Below are 24,764 nucleotides of genomic sequence, written 5' to 3' on the forward strand. Positions count from 1 at the left end.
TCAGAAAGCGAGGTGCCACCTTTGATAAAGCGAACTGTAAAACGAATCGCAGACATGGTCAAAGGCACACTGACAAATCCCGAATTTGAACAAACAATGATTGAGGGCGCCGCAACCGATACGCGGACTTTGGAAAAAAATCAGCTGTTCATTCCTTTAAAAGGCGAGCATTTTAACGGCCATACCTTTGTGCCGCAAGCATTCGAAAAAGGCGTTTCCGCGGTGTTGTGGGACCGCTCTGAACCGAATCCGCCGGAAGGGCGTGCTGTCATCCTGGTCGATGACACGCTGGAGGCGCTGCAAACATTGGCAAAAGCTTATTTGAAAGAGCTCGGCACACGGGTTATCGGGGTGACCGGGAGCAACGGAAAAACGACAACGAAAGACATGCTTCACGCCGTTCTCGGCACGCAGTACCGCGTTCACAAAACCGCCGGCAATTTCAACAATCATATCGGCCTGCCGCTGACTGTGCTTGCCATGCCTGAAGATACAGAAATCGCCGTTTTAGAAATGGGAATGAGCGCGAGGGGCGAAATTGATTTTCTGAGCCGTCTTGCTGAACCGGAAGCGGCCGTCATTACCAATATCGGCGAATCCCACATGCAGGATTTAGGCTCAAGAGAAGGAATTGCGGAGGCGAAACTTGAAATTATAAACGGACTTCGGGAAGACGGCGTTCTGTTTTATTTCGGGGATGAGCCGCTGCTCCGCCAAAAGACGTACACTTGCCGGACAACGACATACGGCGCAGGCGCGGACAATGATCTCCGCCTGAAAGAAATAAAACAAGCGGAAGAAGGCACGTACTTCAATATCGACGGGATCGACCGTTCTTTCTTTATTCCGGTTCTCGGCAGACATAATGTGATGAATGCCATGGCTGCATACGCCGCCGGCATCTATTTCGGCATTACGCCGGAAAATGCCGCTCTGGGACTGAGCCGCCTGAAGGTGACGGGGATGAGATTGGAACTGGTCAAAACGGACAACGGCATCTCGATCGTAAACGACGCGTATAATGCGAGCCCGACGTCAATGAAAGCGGCGGTCGAATTAATCGAAACGATGAAAGGCTATCGGAAGAAAATGCTCGTGCTCGGTGATATGCTTGAACTTGGTGATGAAGAAAAAGCATTCCACGAAGAATGCGGAGCTGCGGTCAATCCGGCGGAAATCGACCATGTATTTACTTACGGCACACTCGGCGCATTCATCGCTGACGGAGCGCGCCGGCATTTTGAAGAAGGGCGCGTCAGCCATTATCTTGACAAAAAAGAACTGCTTCACGCCATACAGAAAATGGCCGCTTCCGGCGATCTCCTTCTGTTTAAAGCATCGAGAGGTATGAAGCTCGAAGAAATCGTTAAAGATTTATTAGAGAAGAACTGAAAAAATACTGATCAGCATCATAAAAAAATACAAAAATGAAGAAACTAATTCAGGGTGAAATAATTCTGTCCGTATGAAAAAGAAAGACCGCCGGCTGGGAAATCCCGTCCGGCGCGGGGTCCGGCCTCGTTCGCGGGAAGAATCCGGTCAGGCCGCTTCCGGCCGCCTGACCATCTCGCCTTATTGAAAAACACATAGTGTAATGGTAAGATTAAACGTAAAGTAATTCGGGCTTTGTATACGTATGATCCTGTCCTTTGGATGAAAGGGCGGTTTTTAGTGGTAAATCACGACATTACTGAAACAGCAATCAGAAGGAGTTTGAATAATTTGACTATAACGTTTCAAGATTTCCAATTAAGTTCTGATCTCATGAAATCAATCAATCGTATGGGATTTGAAGAAGCAACACCGATCCAGGCACAAACGATTCCGCTCGGACTTTTAAATAAAGATGTCATCGGACAAGCGCAAACAGGTACAGGTAAAACAGCTGCGTTCGGTATACCCCTTGTTGAAAAAATGAACCCCGAGTCTCCTAATATTCAAGCAATCGTAATCGCGCCAACCCGTGAATTAGCCATTCAAGTATCTGAAGAGTTATATAAAATCGGACAAGATAAGCGTGCGAAAGTACTGCCTATTTACGGCGGCCAGGATATCGGACGTCAGATCCGCGCATTGAAGAAAAACCCGCATATCATCGTAGGTACGCCGGGGCGTCTTCTTGACCATATCAACCGCCGCACGATCCGTTTAAACAACGTGAATACGGTTGTCATGGATGAGGCTGATGAAATGCTGAATATGGGATTCATTGATGACATTGAATCCATTCTCTCAAACGTGCCGAGCGACCACCAAACGCTCTTATTCTCAGCAACAATGCCTGCGCCGATCAAACGGATCGCAGAGCGTTTCATGACTGAGCCGGAACACGTAAAAGTAAAAGCGAAAGAAATGACTGTGTCCAACATTCAGCAGTTCTACTTGGAAGTGCAGGAGCGCAAAAAATTCGATACGCTGACTCGTCTTCTTGACATTCAGTCTCCGGAACTTGCGATCGTATTCGGACGTACGAAACGCCGTGTCGATGAGCTTGCTGAAGCCCTGAACCTTCGCGGATATGCGGCTGAAGGAATTCACGGCGACTTAACGCAGGCGAAACGTATGGTTGCGCTTCGTAAATTTAAAGAAGGTGCGATCGAAGTGCTTGTAGCGACTGACGTTGCCGCCCGCGGACTTGATATCTCAGGCGTTACCCACGTTTACAACTTTGACGTGCCTCAAGATCCTGAAAGCTACGTTCACCGTATCGGAAGAACGGGCCGTGCAGGAAAAACGGGTATGGCGATGACGTTTATCACACCGCGTGAGAAAAGCATGCTTCGCGCGATTGAACAAACGACAAAACGCAAAATGGACCGTATGAAAGAGCCGACGCTTGACGAAGCATTAGAAGGACAGCAGCAGGTGACGGTTGACCGTCTGCGCACGGCGATCAGCGAAAACAACCTGAACTTCTACATGACGGCAGCTGCGGAATTGTTAGAAGATCATGATGCAGTGACAGTTGTGGCTGCAGCCATTAAAATGGCGACAAAAGAGCCGGACAGCACGCCTGTACGCCTCACTGATGAAGCGCCGATGGTCAGCAAACGCTATAAAAACCAGCGTACTTCTAAGCGCAGAGACGGCCAAGGCGGCGGCTACCGCGGCGGCAAAGGGAAAACCAACAACCGTTCTTCCTACGATAAAAAACGCTCAAGCGACCGCCGTTCTTCAGGTGACAGACGCCAGAAAAAATCATACTAAAACACAGGAAGCGGACCCTTTTACGGGGTCCGCTTTTTTTTTTGATATGCCGGAAAGTGAATCTTTTTTGCAAATCAGCCGTATTTGTATGTATGATAAAAAATGGGAGGTAGGTATGTTGAGAGCACAGCCAAAAAATCGAATCAGTCCAAGCGGCTTAAAAGTCTGGCGTCTTCAGGAAATCATCCTGTCCGCCTTCTGTCTTCTGGCCGTTATAGCAGCAGCTGTTTTAAGCCATTTCTTCCATTGGCCGTATTGGATCACCGGAGTCCTCGGCATCATTTGGATATTCGGTTCAGTGATATCCGTCTATGCCATACCGAAAATCAGGCACAGGATCTGGCGCTATGAAGTCCATGAAAATGAAATTGATATTCAATCCGGCATTTTTATTGTCAAACGGGTCATTGTGCCGATGGTGAGGGTGCAGCACGTAGATACTTCACAAGGCCCGCTCCTCAGAAGGTACCGTCTGGCCTCAGTCAAAATCTCCACGGCGGCAACCGTTCATTCCATTCCGGCGCTTGATATGGAGGAAGCTGACCGGCTGAGGGATTCCATTTCCCGTCTGGCAAGGGTGACGGAAGATGATGTCTGAGCCGAAACGTCTGCACCCGGCGGCCGTGATTTTGAACTTATTCCATATTATTATCGAAACCATTAAAAACATTATTCTGCCATTTTTTCTCGTCTATATTGTAAACTCCAACCACTTCATCCGCTTTTACGGAGGCATTGCGCTCGCCGTCCTGCTTATCTGGCTGATTACGGCTAGTGTGATCGAATGGAGAAAATTTACATACCGGATTGAGGACGGAGAATTCAGAATTGAAGAAGGCTTGTTTTTTACGAAAAAGAGATACATCTCCATTGACCGGATTCAATCAATGAATACGAGTGCCGGCATCATTCAGCAGCTTTTTAAGCTTGTTAAGCTTCAAATCGAAACGGCCGGTGACGGGAAAAACGCCGAGGCCGTCTTATCCGCCATTACTGTGGAAGAGGCGGAACGGATCAGAGCGGCTGTTTTTCAGCAAAAAGCGGAGCAAGAAGAACGAGGGGAGACCGCAGCGGAGCAGGAGCCGATGCGCGGGGAAGATGTGCAATCCGTTTACCGACTGTCTGTAGGTGAGCTGCTTATGGCCGCCTCAACATCCGGGGGAATCGGTGTCATCATCTCAGCGGTATTCGCCCTCTTTTCTCAGATTGATGAAGTACTTCCGATGGACTGGCTCTATGACAGGTTTTCTTTTCTCAAGCATGCGAGCATCGGTATATACGCCGTGATCATTTTCATAGGATTGTTCATCGCCTGGCTGTTAAGCATCGCCGGTATGATGATCAAGCATGCCAACTTTAAGATAGAAAAAAAGGAACACGAATTGGTCATTACCAGAGGAATTATTGAAAAACATCAAGTGACAATCCCGCTCCGTAAAATCCAAGCCATTAAAATGAAAGAAAATGTGATCAGGCAATTATTCGGATACGCGACGGTTGCGATTGTCAGCGCCGGCAGTGCGGGGAATGAGAAAGAAGGAGCACAGACGATTCTGTTTCCGATCATCCGCAAATCAAAGCTCGGAGTGATGCTGAACGGTTTCACACCGGATTACGTGCTGGAAGAAAACCGGAATCATTTGCCGAAAAGGGCGCTGCGCCGGTATTTATTCCGATCCATAATCTTCTCGGTTTTCGTGATCATCCCGCTTTGTATTCTGTTTAAACCGTGGGGATATGCATCGCTCCTTGTGCTTCCCGTCGAACTGGTGCTTGGATATGCCTCGTTTAGGACAGCGTCATGGTGCATAAACGGCGGCAGGCTTCAGATCACCACGAGGCTGGTCGGGAAGACGACCACGATTATGCTGAGAAGAAGAATGCAGATGTTTGAAGTCAGCCGCTCCTTTCTGCAAAAAAGAAGGCGGCTCGCATCTGTGGCTACCGCAGTGAAATCAGCTCACCACATGGAGCATGTCATGCTGAAGGATGTCAGCGAGGAAGATGCCGAACGCATCGGGCGCTGGTATTCATATGAAAAAGCGGACGGTTAATACCGCCGCTTTTTTTGCTGCACGCATAAAAAGGAAAGCAAAAATCCGCCTGCCAGTCCGAACAAATGCGCCATAATGTTAATATTAGAGTTGATAAACGTCGACAGCACCGCGATGATAAGCAGGGTCATAATCATTTTCGACTGATCCCGGCCGATCAGCTCCTTGCGGAAAACAGTCAAAAACACATACACGCCGAAAAGTCCGAAGATCGCGCCGGATGCGCCGACATGCACATAATCAAGCGGTTCGGCAAGATACGTGCCGATATTGCCGATGATGCCCGATGCGATGTACACAATCAGAAAACGGACTTTTCCGAGCATCTGCTCAAGCGGGGGCGCGAATAAAAAGAGAGACATGGAGTTAAACAAAAGGTGAGTGAAATTCGCGTGTAAAAACATCGGTGTCACCAGCCGCCACCATTCTCCCGAGGAAACGCCGTAATTATAGCCGGTCACAGCATCTGACCACATCATGACGGAATGAAGCGGCATACTGAAAAACAGCCACAAGAACGCCTGCAGCGCCAAGATACAGCTGACGGCCGGATAACGTCTGATAAAAGTCTGGAAATTTTCCGTTCGTATAAACATCGCAAGCCCCTTTGCATCTGATTTGTTACATATATAGTAACACGTTTATGACATAAACCGTTTTTTAGTACGGACTTTTAGGAGGAATTCACATGATTTTCGGAATCGGAATCGACATCGTTGAACTGCACAGAATTGAAAACATGCTCAGCCGGCAGGCGAGGTTTCCGCAAAGAATATTGACGGAGGCTGAATACGCCCGTTTTACATTGCTGTCGGACAAAAGGAAAATTGAATTTCTCGCGGGAAGATTTGCGGCAAAAGAAGCCTTTTCGAAAGCATACGGCACAGGTATCGGCAAAGAGCTCAGCTTTCAGGATATTGAAACCGGAAAAGACAAAGCGGGAAAGCCTGTGCTGGCCTGCGCCAAGCTTGACGGCGCGGCGGTTCACGTCTCCATTACCCATACAAAAGAATACGCCGCGGCACAGGTCGTGATTGAAAGGTTGTCACGCTAGTCTGCATATTAGCCGGAACCCCTTCATATATTTGATAGTGCATTAAGGGAGACAAGTTGTTTGAGGCTTTTATGGTACGCGTCCGTCCGTTCAGGGCGTACCGTTAAAGTCAAACAAGCGATTTCTTCCCTTTACATCAATTGAGAAGAAGGGGTTGAAAAAAGGTGAGAAAAAGCTTTGTTTTGCTTTTAACGGGACTGCTTGCCGTCCTTATTCTTTCGGCCTGCGGCCAAAAATCACAGGAAGATATCGTGAACGGTTTAGATAAGAAGGCGAAAGAATACACCTCGTACAAAGCGAAAGCCAAAATGACCATTGAAACGGGGAGTGATCCGCAAGTATACAATGTGGAAATCTGGCATAAAAAACCTTCCCTGTACCGGGTCTATTTGGAAAATCCGAAAAAAGACCAAAACCAAGTCATTTTACGGAACGCCAACGGAGTCTTTGTCCTCACGCCGTCGTTAAATAAGAGCTTCAGATTCCAAAGCGACTGGCCGAATAACAGCAGCCAAGTATATTTGTTTGAGTCACTTGTAAAAGACGTGCAGCATGACAAAGACGCCGTCTATTCCGCCAAAGATAAAAAGTACACGTTTGAAACAAAAACAAACTATCAGCACAACAAAATGCTGCCGACTCAGGAAATCACTTTCAACAAAAAGGACATGAGCCCGTCGCTCGTCAAAGTCATGGATACAGACCGGAAAGTGATGGTAAAAGTCGAATTCAAAAGCTTTGAATTCAACAAGCCGTTTGATAAAGACTCTTTTGACGAGAAGAAAAATATGACGCTTTCCCAGATGGACGTCGCCACAAGCGCCAAGCCGTCTGATTCATTTGCGGTCAAAACACCGCTTCAAGTGCCGGCCGGCGTCAAAAAGCTTGAAGAGAAAGATATTTCAACGGCGGACGGCAAACGGATCGTCATGACTTACGGCGGAGAAAAATCATTCACCCTTATTCAAGAAAAAGCCCATATCGCAAAAGCCGCCTCTGCCGTCACGCTGAAAGGCGAACCGGTTAATCTCGGCTTCACGGTTGCGGCATTATCTGATACGTCTTTAACGTGGACATATGACGGAGTGGATTATCTTCTGTCATCACAGGATCTTACAAAAGATGAAATGGTGGCCGCCGCCAAAAGCATGCAGGGACAGTCGTCAAAATAACGTCAAAAAAGAGGCCGCCGCTGTCGGTCTCTTTTTTGATTCCATTTCACTTTGCAGAATAATTTTAGTATGATAATAACAATATGAATTGAAAATAATGCTAGGAAGTGTATCGAATGAACACAGCATCCTTTTACAGAGAAACGTGGGCGGAAATCAACCTGTCCGCGATTAAAGAAAATGTCACGCATATGAAAAAACACATCGGGCAAAACGTCCATCTCATGGCGGTTGTAAAGGCGAACGCTTACGGCCACGGAGATTTGGAAGTTGGGAAAGCCGCGCTTGAAGCGGGTGCCTCTTGTCTTGCCGTAGCCATACTGGATGAAGCGATTTCATTGAGAAAACGGGGCATTACAGCGCCGATTCTCGTGCTTGGCGCCGTGCCGCCCGAATATGTACAAGCAGCTGCCGAGTATGACGTAACACTCACGGGGTATTCTGTTGAATGGCTTCAGGAAGCTGCGCGCCACCTCGGAAGTGCGACAGTGCCGTTTCATCTGAAAGTCGACACCGGCATGAACAGACTCGGAGTCAAAACGGAGGAAGAAATCCAAAGCGTGTTAAAAATCCTCAGCCAAAATCCCGGTTTAGTCTGTAAAGGCGTATTCACCCACTTTGCTACCGCGGATGAGAAAAACAGAGATTATTTCCTCTTCCAGTTTGACCGCTTTAAAACATTGATCGCTCCGCTTCCTTTAAAAGAATTGATGGTGCACTGCGCGAACAGCGCTGCCGGACTTCGTCTTAAAAAAGGCTTCTTTAACGCGGTTCGTTTCGGCATCAGTATGTACGGGCTTCGTCCTTCTGCTGACATCCAAAGCGAAATTCCGTTTCAATTAAAGCCGGCTTTTGCGCTGCACTCTGTTTTATCCCATGTGAAAAAGATCCGCAAAGGGGAAAGTGTCAGCTACGGCGCAACATATACGGCAGAGAAGGATCAATGGATCGGAACGGTTCCCATCGGCTATGCGGACGGGTGGCTCCGCAAGCTGAGCGGCACGTCTGTGCTGATCGGCGGCAAACGGATGAACATCGCGGGAAGAATCTGTATGGATCAATTGATGGTCGAATTAGATCAATCTTATCCGCCGGGCACCAAAGTCACCCTGATCGGCAGCCAGAAGGGAGAAACGATCACGATGGATGAAATCGCAGGGCGGCTTGAGACGATTAATTACGAGGTCCCTTGTACCATTAGTTCCCGCGTTCCCCGTATGTTTTTGGAAAATGAGAGTATAATGGAAGTAAGAAATCCTTTACTGCAAGATAATACAAACAAGTAGCCGTCATCCGGAAAAAGAGAATTTATAAAACAGCTTTGCTTGACGTTTGAATAATGGTATCATTATGTCTGGATGGATGTATTGGTCGTATCCGTAAGTTTGGTGGAGGTGTATGTTTTTTGTCTGAATCCAGCGCAAGAACCGAAATGAAAATCAGCTTGCCTGAAAACTTAGTAGCTGAATTGGATGGTGTAGCGATGCGGGAGAAACGAAGCAGAAACGAACTGATATCACAAGCAGTGAGAGCGTATGTCAGCGAACGGACAACTCGCCATAACCGTGATTTGATGAGACGCGGGTATATGGAAATGGCGAAAATCAACTTGAATATCTCTTCTGAGGCTCACTATGCTGAGTGCGAAGCAGAAACGACCGTTGAGCGCTTAGTCAGCGGAGGATAATCATTTTGATTGTAAAGCGCGGCGATGTTTATTTTGCTGATTTATCTCCTGTTGTTGGCTCAGAGCAAGGCGGCGTACGCCCGGTTTTAGTGATCCAGAATGATATCGGAAATCGCTTTAGCCCGACTGCTATTGTTGCAGCCATAACAGCCCAAATACAGAAAGCGAAATTACCAACCCACGTCGAAATTGATGCAAAACGCTACGGTTTTGAAAGAGATTCCGTTATTTTGCTGGAGCAAATTCGGACGATTGACAAGCAAAGATTAACGGATAAAATAACTCATCTGGATGATGAAATGATGGATAAGGTTGATGAAGCCCTGCAAATCAGTTTGGCACTCATTGATTTTTAGTCATATTTTGGTTGCTCATATAGAGCAACTTTTTTTGTTTTCGAAAAACATAAGCGCTATAATAAAGAGATAATCAAACAAAATTTGTTGTTTTGTGTCGGGAGGTCAGTGAAACCCATGTCGAATCAGAAAGTGTATCAGTTTATCATTGATCAACATGATGAACTGCTTGATACTTGGACAGCCAAACTAAAAGAAGTAGGCAATCAGGAAGACTATCAGCTTACGAATCACATATGTGAAAATATCTGTAAAGACTATATAGACATTCTTTTATTATCGACTAAAAATGACGAGGCTGCGGAAGAGCAGATCAGTGAACTCGCACTGCGCGCCGTTCAGCTCGGCCTGTCACTGAAACTTCTTTCAGCCACCCTGTCAGAGTTTTGGAAACTGCTTTACGAAACGATGGTCGACCTTAATATGGCCGATCAGGACAGAGCGGAATTGATATTGGAGATAGACAGCTTTTTCAGTCCGATCAACACGGAAATCTTAAATCAGTATTCTATCTCATGGGAAAAAACGGTTACTTTGCAAAAAATCGCGCTTCAGGAACTGTCCGCTCCGCTGATCCCGGTATTTGAGCATGTAACGGTCATGCCGCTTGTCGGGACGATTGATACGGAGCGTGCAAAGCACATTATGGAAAATCTGTTAAACGGAGTCGTGAAGCACCGTTCACAGGTTGTATTAATTGATATTACCGGCGTGCCGGTCGTTGATACGATGGTGGCGCACCATATTATCCAGGCGTCAGAAGCGGTGCGGCTTGTCGGCGCAAAATGTCTGCTCGTCGGAATCCGTCCGGAAATCGCGCAGACGATCGTTAACCTGGGAATTGATTTGTCGCAGGTTATTACGAAGAATACCCTTCAAAAAGGAATTCAAACAGCGCTTGAAATGACAAATCGAAAAATCGTTTCATTGGGGGAATAACATTGTGAGACATCCAAAAATCCCGATCCTGAAACTGTATAACTGCTTATTGGTATCCATCCAATGGGAACTTGACGACCAGACAGCTTTGCATTTTCAAGAAGATCTGCTGAACAAAATCTATGAAACCGGCGCAAACGGGGTCGTCATTGACCTGACATCCGTTGACATGATCGATTCATTTATCGCGAAAGTGCTCGGCGATGTCATCACCATGTCTAAATTGATGGGCGCAAAGGTCGTATTGACGGGAATTCAGCCGGCTGTGGCGGTCACATTGATTGAACTCGGAATCTCACTTGAGGAAATTGAAACGGCGCTCGATTTAGAGCAAGGGCTTGAGACATTGAAGCGGGAATTGGGGGAATAGCGATGAACGACCAATCCTGTGTGAAAATCATGACAGAATGGGATATCGTAGCCGCAAGACAGCTTGGCCGCAACGTTGCGAAGGAATTAGGCTTCGGCACGGTGGACCAGGCCAGAATCACGACGGCTATCTCAGAATTGGCCAGAAACATTTACTTATATGCAGGCAAGGGCCAGGTCAGCATAGAACAAGTAAACGACAGAGGGAAAAAAGGCCTTAAAATTATAGCGGAAGACAAAGGACCCGGAATCCCCGACATCCGTAAAGTGATGGAAGACGGCTTTTCAACGTCAGGCGGACTGGGAGCGGGACTTCCGGGCGTCAAAAGGCTGATGGACGAATTCAGCCTGCAATCTGTTGCAGAGGAAGGAACAGAGATTCAAGCCGTGAAATGGCTTCGGTAGGAGGTTAGAACGTGGATTTCAGGGAGGTTATAGAGCAGCGGTATCATCAGCTGCTTAGCCGATATATAGCCGAATTAACAGAAACATCTTTATATCAAGCCCAAAAATTCAGCCGAAAAACGATTGAACATCAGGTTCCTCCGGAGGAGATTATCAGTATCCACCGAAAAGTAGTAAAGGAACTGTATCCGGATCTGCCGGAAGATGTTTTTCATTCGCTGGATTTTTTAATAGAAGTCATGATTGGCTACGGGATGGCTTATCAGGAACATCAAAGTCTGAGAGATATCCAGCAGGAGCTTCGTTCAGAAATTGAAATTGCCGCAAATGTTCAGCAGACGCTGCTTGGCACAAAAATTCCTGAAGAAGAAGATCTGGATATCGGGGCGATCAGCGTCCCCGCCAAACAGATGAGCGGGGATTATTATCACTTTGTCAAAGACAAGGAATCGATTAACATCGCGATAGCCGATGTCATCGGAAAAGGAATACCCGCCGCATTGTGCATGTCGATGATCAAGTATGCCATGGACTCTCTTCCGGAGATCGGCATTCACCCCTCCCAAGTGCTGAAAAATCTTAACCGCGTTGTAGAACAGAACGTGGACTCAAGCATGTTTATCACCATGTTTTACGCAAACTACAATACGAAAAATCACCAATTTACATATGCCTCTGCGGGGCATGAACCGGGCTTCTACTACTCTGAAAAAGAAAAAAAGTTTTATGATCTGGAGGCAAAAGGATTGGTGCTGGGAATCTCTCAGGATTTTGATTACAGCCAATATGAACAGCACATGGACGAAGGAGACATGATCGTTCTTTTTTCTGACGGCGTCACCGAATGCCGTACCGAAAACGGTTTCTTAGAACGCAGCGACATTCAGCGCATGCTGGAAGAACACATGGACTGCTCCGCGCAGGATATGGTCAAAAATATTTACGACAGCCTGCTGAGACTCCAGGACTTTCAGCTTCATGACGATTTTACGTTAATTGTTTTAAAAAGAAAGGTTTAAAAAAACAGCAGCACGGGTAAAAAGCCATTAACACGAGTAAGGATAACTTTCAGAGGTGATACGATGAATTTAACGGTAGATATGAAGGAGAATCTTTCAGATATACAAATCAATATCGCTGGAGAAATCGATGTATACTCAGCTCCGGCGGTTCGTGAAAAGCTGATGCCCCTGGCAAACGAGGGGAAAGACATGAGAATCTGCTTAAAAGATGTAAATTATATGGACAGTACGGGTTTAGGCGTTTTTGTAGGCGTGTTTAAAACGGTGAGCAAGGAAGGCGGCTCTCTGAAGCTTGAGAATCTTTCCGACCGGCTCGTCCGTCTGTTTGAAATTACGGGGCTTAAGGACATCATCGACATTTCGGCAAAGTCAGAAGGTGGCGTGCAATGAGTACATCAGTTGATTATATAGAGATGAAAATTCCGGCCGAACCGGAATATGTAGGAATCGTCAGGCTTACGTTATCAGGGGTCGCAAGCAGAATGGGCTATACCTATGATGACATTGAAGATTTAAAAATCGCTGTCAGCGAAGCTTGTACAAACGCTGTCCAGCATGCATACAACGATGAAAATAAGGGAGAAGTATCCGTGCGGTTCGGTGTGTTTGAGGATCGGCTGGAGGTCATTGTCGCCGATCAGGGAGACAGCTTTGATTTTGATCAGAAGCAGCAGGATCTCGGGCCGTACACTCCTTCGCACACAGTCGATCAATTGTCAGAAGGAGGGCTCGGTCTGTATTTAATGGAAACGCTCATGGATGAAGTCAAAGTTCAAAGCAACTCTGGCGTAACCGTGGCGATGACAAAGTATTTAAATGGGGAGCGAGTTGATCATGGCACAACCATCAAAAACTACGAAACTAACTAAAGATGAAGTTGATCGGCTCATACGCGACTTTCAAACACATGATAATAAAGAAGCCCAGGAAACACTCGTCGAGGTGTATACCAATCTCGTCGAAATGCTGGCAAAGAAATATTCAAAAGGAAAAAGTTTTCATGAAGACCTCCGCCAGGTCGGGATGATCGGACTTCTCGGAGCCATTAAACGGTATGATCCCGAGGTCGGCAAATCCTTTGAAGCATTTGCGATTCCGACCATCATCGGCGAGATCAAACGCTTCCTCAGAGATAAAACATGGAGCGTACACGTCCCGCGACGGATTAAAGAACTCGGGCCGCGCATTAAAATGGCGGTGGATCAGCTGACGACAGAGACGCAGCGGTCGCCGAAAGTCGAAGAAATCGCAGCCTTTCTCGATGTGTCAGAAGAGGAAGTGCTTGAAACGATGGAGATGGGAAAAAGCTATCAGGCGCTGTCTGTCGATCACAGCATCGAAGCGGATGCGGACGGAAGCACCGTCACGATTTTAGATATCGTCGGTTCGCAGGAGGAAGGATACGAACGCGTCAACCAGCAGATGATGATCAAAAGCGTGCTTCATGTGCTGTCCGACCGCGAAAAACAAATTATCGATCTAACATTTGTGCAAAATAAAAGCCAAAAAGAAACAGGGGACATTCTCGGAATATCTCAAATGCACGTCTCGCGCCTGCAGCGGAAAGCGGTGAAAAAACTGAGAGAGGCCTTGATTGGAGATCCCTCCATGGAGCTAATGTAATGATTCAGGTTGAAGAAAATGAACATGTTCAAACTCTTGTATACCAATTAAATAAAGAAGGCAAGTCCATATGCGGCGACAGCTTTTTTATGAAGGCGAATGAAGAAGAATTAGTTTGCGCGGTAGCGGACGGTCTCGGCAGCGGATCTCTTGCCAACGAATCCTCGTCAGCCATTAAAGACATCGTGGAAACGTATGCGGATGAGGATGTGGAAAGCATCATTGAGCGCTGCAATCAAGCGATGAAAAACAAAAGAGGGGCGACTGCCTCCATCTTAAAAATCAATTTCATCAAAAGGGAATTGACATACTGCTCGATCGGCAATGTCCGTTTCTTCCTGCACTCCCCATCAGGCGAAGTCTTTCATCCGCTGCCGATTTCGGGTTACCTCTCAGGCAAACCGCAAAGATACAAAACGTATACGTCATCATACGAAAAAGGGGCGAGGTTCATCATCTACACGGATGGGCTTGAGGTTCCGCATATCCGCACCTGCTTAAAGCAGGGACACTCAATAGAAGATATATCAAAATCACTTCATCCGTACACAACATCCAGACGTGATGATTTGACCTATATTCTAGGGCAGCTTTTATCGTAAGGCTGCTTTTTTTATGTTCCGCCGTTTTTTGATACACTAGAGAAAGAATGAAGAGATGGAGGCTTTTGTGATATGGAAACGTTAGCCCTTTTGAAAAAACAAATTGCTGAAGAAACAGCGTTATCCCAAAAACATGTCGAAAGTGTCATCCGCCTGCTGGAAGACGGCAATACCGTCCCGTTTATTGCGCGGTACAGAAAAGAGCAGACCGGCTCAATGGACGAGGTGCAGATTCAGGCAATCTCCGAGCGGTGGCAATACATACAAAACCTGACGCAGCGGAAAGAAGAAGTCATCAGATTGATCTCTGAGCAGGACAAGCTGACGGAAGGGCTGAAGCAAAAAATCGAACAAGCGGTTAAGCTTCAGGAAGTCGAGGATTTATACCGTCCCTTCAAACAAAAACGGAAAACAAAAGCCACCGTCGCCAAAAGCAAAGGTCTTGAACCGCTTGCGGACTATATTCTTTCTCTCCCGAAAGAAAACCGCCTTCACGACATCGCTGATCAATATATCAGTGCAGAAAAAGAAGTCGCTTCAAGAGAGGAAGCCATTGAAGGCGCGAAGCACATCATAGCCGAACAAATCTCGGATGACCCTCATTTCAGAAAGTGGATTCGCCAGGAAACGTATAAAAAAGGAATTCTCACTTCCGCGGCAGGCAAGTCAGCCGCAGATGACGAGAAAAACGTCTATGAAATGTACTACGAGTACGAAGAGCCGATCCAAAAGGTCGTTCCTCACAGAGTGCTTGCGATGAACCGCGGTGAAAAAGAAGGCATTTTAAAGATTGCGATCGAACCGCCCGCCGATCAGATAAAAGCTTATTTAGAAAAGCAAATTATCAAACACCGTGAAACGCCTGTGAAAGAAACGTTGAAAGAAGCCATTGAGGACAGTTACAAACGTCTGATCCAGCCGGCTATTGAGCGCGATATCCGCAAAGAGCTGTCAGAAAAAGCAGACGCGCAGGCGATCCATATTTTCGCTGAAAATCTGCGTAAGCTCCTGCTGCAGCCGCCGATGAAGGGAAAAGTCGTGCTCGGCGTCGATCCGGCCTTCCGTACGGGGTGCAAACTGGCAGTCGTTGATGAGACGGGAAAAGTGCTGAAAATCGACGTCATTTATCCGCACGCTCCCGTAAAAAAGACAGCGGAAGCACAGAAAAAAATCAAACAATTGCTGGATCGGTACGAAGTCGAGGTTGTGGCGATCGGAAACGGCACGGCATCACGGGAGACAGAGCAATTCGTCGTTGATGTGCTGAAAGAAACAGAGCGTGACATTTATTATGTCATCGTCAACGAGGCCGGAGCAAGCGTGTATTCCGCGTCAGAAATCGCCCGTGAAGAATTTCCGGATTTTCAGGTCGAAGAGCGCAGCGCCGTCTCCATCGCGCGGAGGTTGCAGGACCCGCTCGCCGAGCTTGTAAAAATTGATCCTAAATCCGTCGGCGTCGGGCAATACCAGCATGATGTCAGCCAAAAGCATTTAAATGAATCACTCCGTTTTGTCGTGGAGACCGTCGTCAACCAAGTCGGGGTGAATGTCAATACAGCATCAGCCGCGCTGCTTCAATATGTAGCCGGGTTATCCAAAACCGTTGCCGGTAATATCGTTAAAAAAAGGGAAGAGCTCGGCAAATTCACAAACCGCAAAGAGCTGAAAGAAATCCCGCGTCTCGGCGCAAAAACATATGAACAGTGCATCGGCTTTTTGAGAGTGCCCGGGGGACGGGAGCCGCTCGACCGCACCGGGATACACCCGGAAAGCTATAAAGAGACAAAGGCGCTGCTCAAAAAACTGCAGCTCACTGCGGATCAGATCGGAAGCGCGGACGTAAAAGAGAAAATAAGCGCATTGCCGCTGTCTGAAACGGCTGAAGAGCTCGGTATAGGGGAAATTACGCTTGCGGATATTTGCGGGCAGCTGACAAGGCCGGAGCGCGATCCTCGTGACGAAGTGCCGAAGCCTTTGCTGAAAAAAGACGTTCTGCAGCTTGAGGATTTAAAGGAAGGAATGGAATTGCAGGGCACCGTCCGCAACGTTGTAGACTTCGGCGCTTTCGTCGATATCGGCGTCAAGCAGGACGGGCTTGTGCACATCTCAAAACTGAGCAATCAATTCGTCAAACATCCTCTCGACGTCGTATCGGTCGGAGACATCGTCACCGTATGGGTCGAAGGGGTGGACGTGCAAAAAGGCAGAGTGTCGCTGTCTATGGTAAAATAAAAGCACTGCTTACGAGCAGTGTTTTTTTCTGTAGAAATACCAGCACTGATTCAGCAGTTTGATTTGGTAATTGTCTTTTTCTAAAAACGCTTTTTGCATTTGTTTCATCAGCCAATTCGGCATGGCTCATTCCTCCTCAGCTTTTAGTTAGAGGTCGGTTTTAACTCATTGTATGCGAACGGTGAATTGTCCCGTTCAATGTTTTTAAAGCGGGGTGCACTTATGGATAACGAACAACTTCAAAAGCTGACGGAAGACATCTCTGCACAGGATTTCGGAAAACCGTTCCGTCACCGGGCCTTCTTCAATGATCGGCTGAAAACGACAGGCGGCCGGTACATGCTGTCTTCCCATAACATCGAATTAAACCGAAAATATCTGCTCGAACACGGCCGGAGCGAGCTGGAAGGCATCATCAAACACGAGCTGTGCCATTACCATCTTCACCTTGAAGGAAAAGGGTACAAGCACAGAGACAAAGACTTCAGAGACCTGCTTCAGAAAGTCGGAGCGCCGAGATTCTGCACGCCGCTGCAAACAAAAAAGACACAAAAGAAAACATATATGTATAGATGCGCGGCCTGCGGCCAACAGTATATAAAGAAGCGGGCAATGAATCCGGAAAGATATGCCTGCGGAAAGTGCAGAGGAAAAATCAAAAGAATTTTTTAAAAAGGCTTGACTCATTTTAATGTTCTATGTTAAATTATAAAAGTCGTTGAGAGACAACGACACTTTCTCAAAAAAATAAATGTTGCTTCTTGACACAATATGTCGCATCATTTATAATGAAGAAAGTCTGATTATTCCACAGTAGCTCAGTGGTAGAGCTATCGGCTGTTAACCGATCGGTCGCAGGTTCGAATCCTGCCTGTGGAGCCATATGGAGAAGTACTCAAGTGGCTGAAGAGGCGCCCCTGCTAAGGGTGTAGGTCGCGTAAGCGGCGCGAGGGTTCAAATCCCTCCTTCTCCGCCAGATAAGTTCTCAACCAGACGGCCCGTTGGTCAAGCGGTTAAGACACCGCCCTTTCACGGCGGTAACACGGGTTCGAATCCCGTACGGGTCACCATTTACCTTCGTTGGGCTATAGCCAAGCGGTAAGGCAACGGACTTTGACTCCGTCATGCGTTGGTTCGAATCCAGCTAGCCCAGCCATTTTATTTAAAAATTTTGAATCACTTTTAGAGCGAGCCATTAGCTCAGTTGGTAGAGCATCTGACTTTTAATCAGAGGGTCGAAGGTTCGAGTCCTTCATGGCTCACCACTTGTCACGCGGGTGTGGCGGAATTGGCAGACGCGCTAGACTTAGGATCTAGTGTCTTACGACGTGGGGGTTCGAGTCCCTTCACCCGCACTTTCTTTTCAAAGTGCTGATCATCATCACTAGCTTATATGCTTAGTGGAAAGACAGCTTCATAACACGCGGTCGTGGCGGAATGGCAGACGCGCTAGGTTGAGGGCCTAGTGGGTGAATAACCCGTGGAGGTTCAAGTCCTCTCGGCCGCATCTCAATGATACCAAGGATAATAGAGATCCTTGGTATTTTTTTGTTTGTAGAAAATTTGTCTGTTACTGCCCACTTACTTATAGTAAGTCATCTAGTTTGATGCCCTTCGTTTTGTTTATTTTACTTATCTTGGTGAGTGGTCAAGGTTCCTTTACTCCCATTTACTGTCCAGAAAATATGAAAAAACATTAAAAAAGGTGTAAATAATGATAATGAGCGCTGTATAACCCTTAAATATAGGACAGGATAATATTTCATAAGGCTGAGGGGAAAAGAGCAGGAAAAGCAGGAGAAGAAAATTGGAGAAAAGTAATTACTAATCGGTTTGATTTGCATCATATAGGATTTAATACAAAAACCTTTTATTTCTAGAAAAAGAGAAGTTGAAAAACCTGGAGTGAATTTATATCCAAAGTATAGAAAGTAAGGAATCTTTTAAAAAACTAAAAAATGATGAAATTACGGAAAGGTAATGAGTGATTACCTTTCCATAATTCGTTAATTATTTCTTTGAGCAATTTTATATTTCATCTTAACACTACCACCTTGAGCCGTTGGTGAAGCTGTAAATGTGTAATTGTATGTCCAACCAAACCAACCATTTTTAACCTCGGCAGAAATGCTGCCTTGCTTGCCTGGTGCGATGGTTCTTGAGACTTTTCCGTCAATTGATATTTTTATGTCATTGCTTCCGTTATTTGAAATCCAGAAGTTTACTTGTGCTCCGTCATTCTCATCTAATTCGAACTCCCGACTCCAGCTTGATTGATCAACAGAGTCTTCTGAAACCTCCCTGTCTAGAGCTTTGAATACTCCACTTGTAACTGCATAATTTTTCGACGATACACTTGTAGTCGACTCCGCAAAAGCAGGTATAGTACAAGTTCCAACAATTGCACCAGCTATCAGAGTCGATGTTACTCCTTTGAAAATGGACTTAAGATTCACGATCAAGCACTCCTTTTAATTTCATTTATTACACATACATATTCTGTATGCACAATACAAATAGTACCATGTAAAATAATTACAGTAAACGTTCTTTTGGATAATAATGTTTGTAACTCAACTTTTGTACCCCAAACATCCCAAATCAGACAAGTAAGCCTTGATATAGTTAGGTAAGCGGAAATTGGGTTCTTTTATTGAGGTACTGCTACTAGCAAAGATTTTCCGATACCCGCAAAACCAAAAAACACCATCCTTTCTCTAAAGTAACGAAAAGGGTAGTGTTTTTTGTGCTATTCAAGATTAATACGTACTCTTTTTTACTCAAAATCGGACAAGTCAAGATACTACCAAAAGAAAAAACTATCGCACCTATTGGGCGAGACCACCTTACTTCTTTTGTTAGTGGTTTCTTAGATCTTAGTTGGAATTACAAATTTAAAGCTAATATTTTCAGTGATTTTTTTAAAAAAAGTAATGCCTAATTTTTGCCCAAAATTCATAAAAAAAGAAGAAAACAAGTGGAAATGTAGATAAAGAATGCTTTATTTATAAGGTTTATGTAATACATGATACGTTTTCACTATGTTGATGGCCCAGCGGGTGAGTAACCCGTGGAGGTACAAGTCCTCTCGTCTGTAAAATAAGAAGATTGTTATTCTTTTTTATAAGGGGCCATATAAATCGACGATTAATGTAGTCTTTAATATGAGTATAACATTTGCGCTTTCTTATGCAAGAGAAGCACCAATAGGTACGGCATTGTTTTTACAAATTCAAACGTCGAGATGGAAAACGAAAAAACATAATATGACTTGTAATAGCACAAAAAAGCTCTGACTAATTAATTTAGTCAGAGCTTTTTTTTATGAAGTATTCCCGAGTATCTGTCCTTGTTTTTTTAGGCAATACTACGTCCAATTCTTTATTTAACCATGCGAGCGTTTTATTACGAAGATAATTACGCATCTGTTCTTCTGCTTCAAGCATTACCAAGTTAATTGTACAAGAAGAATTGCTGGATTCACAGGAGTTGCATTTGTCTCGATAAAGCAGACCATTGCTTACAATATTTTTACATTGAAAAATGGGTTTTGGTCCTTCAACAGCCTCTATTACATCCCAAAAGGAAATATCTTCTGGGGATTTTGCTAACCTGTATCCTCCCTTTACACCGGGGACAGAATTTACAATACCAGCTTTAGATAATTTACCGAAAACTTTTGAAAGAAATGTTTCTGAAAGTCCTTGGAACTCTGCAAGGTCCCGAATCCCGACACTTTCCTTGGAGGGAACATCTATTAAATAAACCAGACAATGTAAAGCATATTCAACCCCAACACTGTACTGCATATAAACTCACCTGCTTTTGATTTTAAGGGTTATCACATTGTATCTTAGGAGTATTTTTGGTGATAGTCAATCATAAAACCCTTCTTTAGTATATGATTTGTTCCGTTTGACAAAATAAACTGCAGGGTTTATATTAAAGACCGAATTGATCGTCGATTAAATTAATCTTTAATATAAAATAAAAGGAGAGTTTTAAATGAGCAAAACACTTTTCATTAATGCACATCCAAAAGTAGATGATACGTTGTCATATAGTTTACGGGTAATGAAACACTTTTTGGAAACTTACAAAGAATTAATTCCTGAGAGTGAAGAGCTTGAGCAGATTAACTTGTATAGTGATGAAGTGCCTATGGTTGATAAAACAGTTTTAAGCGCATGGGATAAGGCTGGAAAGGGCGAAGAACTGACAAGCGATGAACAAAAAGTAACAGAACGCATGACAGAAGTATTGAAACAATTCAAAAGTGCAAAAACGTATGTCATCGTTTTGCCTTTGCATAATTTCAATATTCCATCAAAATTAAAAGACTATATGGACAATATCATGATCGCACGCGAAACATTTAAATATACTGACACTGGGTCAGTAGGTCTGCTTAAAGATGGACGAAGAATGCTTGTCATACAAGCCAGCGGATCAATTTATACAAATGATGACTGGTATGAAGAAGTTGAATACTCTAATAAATATTTGAAATCAATGTTCAATTTCCTCGGTATTGAGGATTATCAAATTATCCGAGTGCAAGGAACAGCTTTACTAAGTCCGGAGGATGTTTTACAAAAAGCAAATAAAGAAGTTGAAGAAGCTGCTTCAAGATTAGCAGGTAAATAAGGTATAGCATGAAGATCATTGTTGCTGGGGGGACTGGAGTAATTGGTCGGTCCCTTCTTCCTAAATTAATACAAAACGGCCATCAAGTATTTGCATTGACCCGAGGTAATCGGTCGAACACGTTCCTCAAAAGAATCAGTTTTAGTAAACAATGAAGTAATCTTTACACGTTAGAACATTTTCTAGCGTGTTTTGTTTTTTTTTATTTATGGATCACGTGTCAAGACACAAAAGCCTTACAATAACCGCAATAAAGACGAAAAGAATAATTTCTTCAATAGACTATTCGTACCTTTTTGCATTGGAGGAATTTGCTTGCACCGAATTATATTGGATGAAAATAGGAAAATTCCGTACGACCTAGTCACTCAAAAATTGAATGATTGGTATACTCTTATTAAAAATGATCAAGTTGAGCAGGCTGAGCATATAAGAAAAGAAGTAGAAAAAGAATTAGTGAATATGGAAGAAAATCAAGATGCTTTGTTATACTATCAATTGCTTGAATTCTGACACGAGATCATGTTGAGTTATATGGAATCAAAAAGGATTGATGATTTAGATAGTGCATATGAGACAATAAAAGAAATGGAAGAGCAGGGGCAATTAACGGGAATGCTTGAGTATTACTATTTCTTTTTTACAGGTATGTACGAATTCAGACGTAAAGAATTAACAACGGCAATAAGTGCTTATAGGATTGCTGAAACAAAACTTTCTGAAGTGGAAGATGAAATAGAAAAAGCTGAGTTTTTCTTCAAAGTTTCGTACGTTTATTATTATATGAAACAGACTTACTTTTTGATGAATTATGCTAATCGTGCTTTAAAAATATTTCAGAAGTTCGATGAATACGCTGTTCAAACATTGCGCTGTCAGTTTATAGTAGCAGGGAATTTGAAAGAGCGTTGCAACAATTTTTGAATGCATTGGAAATTGCAGAATACACTAAAATTCCTCATCTGATTGGTATGTCTTATATGAATATTGGGATTTGTTATGAAGAGTTAAAGGATTATAATAATGCTGCTATCCATTTAGGATGGTTGATAAATATTTTGAAAAATCTGAACATAGTTTTTTGACAAAAGCTTTATTTGCTATGGCTCACGTTTATGCTAAAAAACATAATTTTGATATAGATAGCTTATAATTATTTCATTAAAGGACGAAACGAAGCTGAGAATAAGAATGATAAAGAATACATCGCAAAATTTAAAATTTTAGAAGGACTTTATTTTTCAAATGGTGAATATGAATTAATTAATGAAGCATTTTTTTATCTTGCTGACAGAAAAATGTTTGCCGACATGGAGAATTTTGCAACTGAAATAGGTGATTATTTTTATCAAGCAGGGGAATTAAAACTTTCGAATGAATTTTATCGCATGAGTATTGAGGCTAGACGAAAAATAAAAAGAGGGGAGATTATTAATGAAGATCAGCCGAATTCTATTGGGAGTAATGGTGTTGAGTAGCATTTTAACGTTTGCTCACTTTGCAGGTGTGGACAGTGCTTCAAATGATGGTTTCAAAATTGCCGCAGATCGAGTTGGTGCATAAAGAGGAAGAGCGTCAAAACTCTTCCTCTTTTATTTGGATGGAATGCCGAAATTCCCTCTTGGGAAAATTTATTTTTTAGCAAATCCCTGTTTATTTAAATACTCAAGCATGAAGGGGAGTTTGCTTCTTTCGAGATGGTCCTCAATATGATCTTTCCATCCCTTTACTTTTTTCACTGTGAAAGGCGCTTTAACAGGACGATCTCGGTAGTACTCACGCATCTGTTGATCATAAGTTGCTAATTTTTCATCATCTAGTGCCTGATACTGATTATCAAACATGACCATTGATTGAGGCAAACGTGGTTTTAGTCCAGGTTTCTCTTCAGCAGGATGACCTATGCATAGCCCTACTAAAGGAACCACATGTTTTGGTAAATGTAATACCTCAGTTAATTCTGTAATATTAAGTCTTATTCCACCGATATATACACCACCGAGTCCCATTGATTCGGCTGCAGTTAAAGCATTTTGAGCCATGAGCCCAGCATCAAATGTACCTATTAATAGGTATTCAATATATTCGAGATCTACATCGGGAGCAATTTGATGATTTCGGTTAAAATCAGCACAAAAAATCCAAAACTCTGCTGCCTCTTCAATATAAGGCTGATTCGCAGAAAGCTCCATCACTTTTTTTCGAAGATGCGGATCTGTAATTCTAATGATAGAAACAGCTTGGAGAAGGCTGAAAGATGAAGTTTGATTGGCTGCCTTAAAGATTGCTTCTCGTTGCTCCTTTGTGAGAGGTTGATCTGTAAAAGACCGAATGGAAGTATGATTACAAAGTAATTCAATTGTATTATTCATATTGACATTCTTCCTTTCTTACATATTAGATTCAAGCTGATTAAGATGGATTGGCGTTATTTGTAAAAAAATAATGAAACTTTGTATACAATATGATAAAGTCATCACTCTAATTTATGAAGAGGGCAATTTAAATTGCCGTAGTACATTTTTTTGTACAATAGGAAAGAGGTCTAAATTATATAAAGGTTTTTTAAAAGAGGATAAATATAATCGAAAAACACGAAGTATGTGGGGGAACCTCGGAAAATGAAGATTTATAATATTTAGAAATATTCAATAAAAAAACCGATTCCTCTGTATTAAAATAGACAGATTGGACCTAAATTTAAAATGAACAAGTTGTAAGCTAACGCTGTCTCCTGCTTAGGATTTAGTGCTGTAATCATAGAAGGCCTCTTAACAAAAGAAAGGAATTATCCCGATGAGCTATAGGTATAATTCCTTTTTGTGAATAAATAGGTTATTTACTTTCTACTTATTATTTTACTCAGGTTTTTCCCCGAATTTTTTGCCAAAGTTCTCCATCAAATCAATTATTGGGATAAATTCGCGCCCTTTAGTTGTTAATGAATATTCAACTCGTGGAGGTACCTCAGGAAAAACCTCTCGCTTAATTAATCCATCTGTTTCTAGTTCCCTCAACTGTTTTGTTAGAGAGCCTTGTGAAATGTCCCCTAAAAAAGCTTTAATTTCGCTATAACGACGTTCTTTTGTTTTTAAAAACCAAAGAATTAAGTACTTCCAACGCCCAGAAAGCATGTTTTGGGCATAGGCAATACCATATACTTCTCTTTGTTCCTTTATACATTCTTTGTCAAATCCATCCTTACATATTCTAGACATCTTTTCACCTGCTTTCTGCTGTTATGTACAAAAAAATGTACTATGGCAATTTAAATTGCCTACTTTAAAAAGATGAGAAATGGTTTTATTCTAGTATATGTAAAGGAAATATTCAATACACATACGTTTTTCATATCTAATGGGTATATGTTTGCGATTTGGTAAACATAATTGTGT

General features: G+C 43.7%; 28 protein-coding genes, 7 tRNA genes and 1 pseudogene. 30 read left to right on the forward strand and 6 right to left on the reverse strand.

Going from position 1 to position 24,764, the window contains the following annotated elements; genetic code table 11:
- Window positions 1-21: 21 nt before the first annotated feature.
- The 4 genes from murF (at window position 22) to JNUCC21_RS02425 (ending at window position 5,261) form a co-directional block, all read left to right on the forward strand.
- Entirely contained in the window at window positions 22-1,392 is a 1,371-nt protein-coding gene (gene murF, locus JNUCC21_RS02410; protein WP_060563115.1) for a UDP-N-acetylmuramoyl-tripeptide--D-alanyl-D-alanine ligase, read from the forward strand.
- A gap of 330 nt (window positions 1,393-1,722) precedes the next feature.
- The gene (gene cshA, locus JNUCC21_RS02415) at window positions 1,723-3,207 is read left to right on the forward strand and encodes an ATP-dependent RNA helicase CshA (protein WP_015239193.1); all 1,485 of its coding nucleotides are present in this window, start codon (window positions 1,723-1,725) and stop codon (window positions 3,205-3,207) included.
- Between the two features lie 118 nt (window positions 3,208-3,325).
- A complete protein-coding gene (locus tag JNUCC21_RS02420; RefSeq protein ID WP_007410226.1) occupies window positions 3,326-3,805 on the forward strand; it encodes a PH domain-containing protein in 480 nt (159 codons plus the stop codon).
- Window positions 3,795-5,261 carry a PH domain-containing protein gene (locus tag JNUCC21_RS02425; RefSeq protein WP_031378638.1) on the forward strand — a complete coding sequence of 489 codons (1,467 nt, stop codon included), beginning with the start codon at window positions 3,795-3,797 and terminating at the stop codon, window positions 5,259-5,261. Before JNUCC21_RS02420 ends, JNUCC21_RS02425 begins: the two co-directional genes overlap by 11 nt.
- Here the strand turns inward: JNUCC21_RS02425 and JNUCC21_RS02430 are convergent.
- Window positions 5,258-5,857, reverse strand: a complete 600-nt coding sequence (locus tag JNUCC21_RS02430) for a rhomboid family intramembrane serine protease (protein WP_003156193.1) — start codon at window positions 5,855-5,857, stop codon at window positions 5,258-5,260. The genes JNUCC21_RS02425 and JNUCC21_RS02430 overlap by 4 nt on opposite strands.
- A 92-nt stretch (window positions 5,858-5,949) precedes the next feature.
- Here JNUCC21_RS02430 and acpS point away from each other — a divergent pair, with 92 nt between their 5' ends.
- The 14 genes from acpS (at window position 5,950) to JNUCC21_RS02500 (ending at window position 16,722) form a co-directional block, all read left to right on the forward strand.
- Entirely contained in the window at window positions 5,950-6,315 is a 366-nt protein-coding gene (acpS, locus tag JNUCC21_RS02435; RefSeq protein ID WP_150941004.1) for a holo-ACP synthase, read from the forward strand.
- Between the two features lie 164 nt (window positions 6,316-6,479).
- Entirely contained in the window at window positions 6,480-7,487 is a 1,008-nt protein-coding gene (locus JNUCC21_RS02440) for an outer membrane lipoprotein carrier protein LolA (RefSeq protein ID WP_007410230.1), read from the forward strand.
- 116 nt (window positions 7,488-7,603) lie between these two features.
- Window positions 7,604-8,773 carry an alanine racemase gene (gene alr, locus JNUCC21_RS02445; RefSeq protein WP_025284272.1) on the forward strand — a complete coding sequence of 390 codons (1,170 nt, stop codon included), beginning with the start codon at window positions 7,604-7,606 and terminating at the stop codon, window positions 8,771-8,773.
- Between the two features lie 119 nt (window positions 8,774-8,892).
- Complete coding sequence (gene endB, locus JNUCC21_RS02450; RefSeq protein WP_003156188.1) at window positions 8,893-9,174, forward strand: type II toxin-antitoxin system antitoxin EndoAI; 282 nt, start codon at window positions 8,893-8,895, stop codon at window positions 9,172-9,174.
- Window positions 9,175-9,179: 5 nt separating this feature from the next.
- Entirely contained in the window at window positions 9,180-9,530 is a 351-nt protein-coding gene (gene ndoA, locus JNUCC21_RS02455) for a type II toxin-antitoxin system endoribonuclease NdoA (RefSeq protein ID WP_003156187.1), read from the forward strand.
- 117 nt (window positions 9,531-9,647) lie between these two features.
- The gene (locus JNUCC21_RS02460) at window positions 9,648-10,469 is read left to right on the forward strand and encodes an STAS domain-containing protein (protein WP_015416874.1); all 822 of its coding nucleotides are present in this window, start codon (window positions 9,648-9,650) and stop codon (window positions 10,467-10,469) included.
- 4 nt (window positions 10,470-10,473) lie between these two features.
- A complete protein-coding gene (gene rsbS, locus JNUCC21_RS02465; protein WP_003156180.1) occupies window positions 10,474-10,839 on the forward strand; it encodes an RsbT antagonist protein RsbS in 366 nt (121 codons plus the stop codon).
- Between the two features lie 2 nt (window positions 10,840-10,841).
- Window positions 10,842-11,243: an anti-sigma regulatory factor gene (locus JNUCC21_RS02470; protein WP_003156178.1), complete on the forward strand. Its 402-nt coding sequence runs from the start codon at window positions 10,842-10,844 to the stop codon at window positions 11,241-11,243.
- 11 nt (window positions 11,244-11,254) lie between these two features.
- On the forward strand, window positions 11,255-12,262 hold the full coding sequence (locus tag JNUCC21_RS02475; RefSeq protein ID WP_007410233.1) for a PP2C family protein-serine/threonine phosphatase: 1,008 nt from the start codon (window positions 11,255-11,257) through the stop codon (window positions 12,260-12,262).
- Window positions 12,263-12,325: 63 nt separating this feature from the next.
- Window positions 12,326-12,655 (forward strand): anti-sigma factor antagonist, encoded by a 330-nt coding sequence (locus JNUCC21_RS02480; RefSeq protein WP_033575044.1) that lies wholly within the window; start codon window positions 12,326-12,328, stop codon window positions 12,653-12,655.
- A complete protein-coding gene (gene rsbW / locus JNUCC21_RS02485; protein ID WP_007609591.1) occupies window positions 12,652-13,134 on the forward strand; it encodes an anti-sigma B factor RsbW in 483 nt (160 codons plus the stop codon). The genes JNUCC21_RS02480 and rsbW overlap by 4 nt, the downstream gene beginning before the upstream one ends.
- A complete protein-coding gene (gene sigB / locus JNUCC21_RS02490; RefSeq protein WP_003156171.1) occupies window positions 13,100-13,888 on the forward strand; it encodes an RNA polymerase sigma factor SigB in 789 nt (262 codons plus the stop codon). The genes rsbW and sigB overlap by 35 nt, the downstream gene beginning before the upstream one ends.
- The gene (locus JNUCC21_RS02495; protein ID WP_007410234.1) at window positions 13,888-14,490 is read left to right on the forward strand and encodes a PP2C family serine/threonine-protein phosphatase; all 603 of its coding nucleotides are present in this window, start codon (window positions 13,888-13,890) and stop codon (window positions 14,488-14,490) included. Before sigB ends, JNUCC21_RS02495 begins: the two co-directional genes overlap by 1 nt.
- Before the next feature lie 72 nt (window positions 14,491-14,562).
- Window positions 14,563-16,722 (forward strand): Tex family protein, encoded by a 2,160-nt coding sequence (locus tag JNUCC21_RS02500; protein ID WP_151295736.1) that lies wholly within the window; start codon window positions 14,563-14,565, stop codon window positions 16,720-16,722.
- Between the two features lie 9 nt (window positions 16,723-16,731).
- On the opposite strand, the gene cmpA is transcribed toward JNUCC21_RS02500, so the two are convergent.
- On the reverse strand, window positions 16,732-16,845 hold the full coding sequence (gene cmpA, locus JNUCC21_RS02505; RefSeq protein WP_003156164.1) for a cortex morphogenetic protein CmpA: 114 nt from the start codon (window positions 16,843-16,845) through the stop codon (window positions 16,732-16,734).
- Window positions 16,846-16,944: 99 nt separating this feature from the next.
- Between cmpA and JNUCC21_RS02510 the strand changes: the two genes are divergently transcribed.
- The 8 genes from JNUCC21_RS02510 to JNUCC21_RS02545 all read left to right on the forward strand — a co-directional run bounded on the left by JNUCC21_RS02510 (window position 16,945) and on the right by JNUCC21_RS02545 (window position 18,229).
- Window positions 16,945-17,394 carry a SprT family protein gene (locus JNUCC21_RS02510; RefSeq protein ID WP_060563118.1) on the forward strand — a complete coding sequence of 150 codons (450 nt, stop codon included), beginning with the start codon at window positions 16,945-16,947 and terminating at the stop codon, window positions 17,392-17,394.
- Between the two features lie 135 nt (window positions 17,395-17,529).
- Window positions 17,530-17,604 (forward strand) — tRNA-Asn (locus JNUCC21_RS02515).
- Between the two features lie 3 nt (window positions 17,605-17,607).
- Window positions 17,608-17,698, forward strand: a tRNA-Ser gene (locus tag JNUCC21_RS02520).
- 19 nt (window positions 17,699-17,717) lie between these two features.
- Window positions 17,718-17,792 (forward strand) — tRNA-Glu (locus JNUCC21_RS02525).
- Between the two features lie 11 nt (window positions 17,793-17,803).
- A tRNA-Gln gene (locus JNUCC21_RS02530) sits at window positions 17,804-17,878 on the forward strand.
- Window positions 17,879-17,911: 33 nt separating this feature from the next.
- A tRNA-Lys gene (locus tag JNUCC21_RS02535) sits at window positions 17,912-17,987 on the forward strand.
- A gap of 8 nt (window positions 17,988-17,995) precedes the next feature.
- Window positions 17,996-18,077 (forward strand) — tRNA-Leu (locus JNUCC21_RS02540).
- Window positions 18,078-18,145: 68 nt separating this feature from the next.
- Window positions 18,146-18,229 (forward strand) — tRNA-Leu (locus JNUCC21_RS02545).
- Window positions 18,230-18,728: 499 nt separating this feature from the next.
- On the opposite strand, the gene JNUCC21_RS02550 is transcribed toward JNUCC21_RS02545, so the two are convergent.
- Entirely contained in the window at window positions 18,729-19,178 is a 450-nt protein-coding gene (locus JNUCC21_RS02550) for a hypothetical protein (protein ID WP_044802974.1), read from the reverse strand.
- An 849-nt stretch (window positions 19,179-20,027) separates the two neighbouring features.
- Window positions 20,028-20,531: an Rrf2 family transcriptional regulator gene (locus JNUCC21_RS02555; protein WP_004393007.1), complete on the reverse strand. Its 504-nt coding sequence runs from the start codon at window positions 20,529-20,531 to the stop codon at window positions 20,028-20,030.
- A 196-nt stretch (window positions 20,532-20,727) separates the two neighbouring features.
- Between JNUCC21_RS02555 and JNUCC21_RS02560 the strand changes: the two genes are divergently transcribed.
- From JNUCC21_RS02560 to JNUCC21_RS02575, 4 genes and pseudogenes are all read left to right on the forward strand, one after another.
- On the forward strand, window positions 20,728-21,369 hold the full coding sequence (locus tag JNUCC21_RS02560; protein ID WP_150941031.1) for an FMN-dependent NADH-azoreductase: 642 nt from the start codon (window positions 20,728-20,730) through the stop codon (window positions 21,367-21,369).
- A gap of 8 nt (window positions 21,370-21,377) precedes the next feature.
- Complete coding sequence (locus tag JNUCC21_RS02565; protein ID WP_119001710.1) at window positions 21,378-21,524, forward strand: NAD-dependent epimerase/dehydratase family protein; 147 nt, start codon at window positions 21,378-21,380, stop codon at window positions 21,522-21,524.
- Between the two features lie 160 nt (window positions 21,525-21,684).
- Window positions 21,685-22,847: pseudogene (locus tag JNUCC21_RS02570) on the forward strand (tetratricopeptide repeat protein).
- Window positions 22,804-22,932, forward strand: coding sequence for a hypothetical protein (locus JNUCC21_RS02575; protein WP_260485571.1), 129 nt, complete (start codon window positions 22,804-22,806; stop codon window positions 22,930-22,932). Before JNUCC21_RS02570 ends, JNUCC21_RS02575 begins: the two are co-directional and overlap by 44 nt.
- Before the next feature lie 68 nt (window positions 22,933-23,000).
- Here JNUCC21_RS02575 and nfsA read toward each other — a convergent pair whose 3' ends face one another.
- Together nfsA and JNUCC21_RS02585 are read right to left on the reverse strand one after the other, a co-directional pair.
- Window positions 23,001-23,741 carry an oxygen-insensitive NADPH nitroreductase gene (nfsA, locus tag JNUCC21_RS02580; RefSeq protein ID WP_020955362.1) on the reverse strand — a complete coding sequence of 247 codons (741 nt, stop codon included), beginning with the start codon at window positions 23,739-23,741 and terminating at the stop codon, window positions 23,001-23,003.
- A gap of 486 nt (window positions 23,742-24,227) precedes the next feature.
- Window positions 24,228-24,587, reverse strand: coding sequence for a helix-turn-helix domain-containing protein (locus tag JNUCC21_RS02585; RefSeq protein WP_020955363.1), 360 nt, complete (start codon window positions 24,585-24,587; stop codon window positions 24,228-24,230).
- Window positions 24,588-24,764 lie beyond the last annotated feature (177 nt).

Source organism: Bacillus sp. JNUCC-21 (assembly GCF_041222765.1).
Classification (GTDB): Bacteria; Bacillota; Bacilli; order Bacillales; family Bacillaceae; genus Bacillus; species Bacillus velezensis.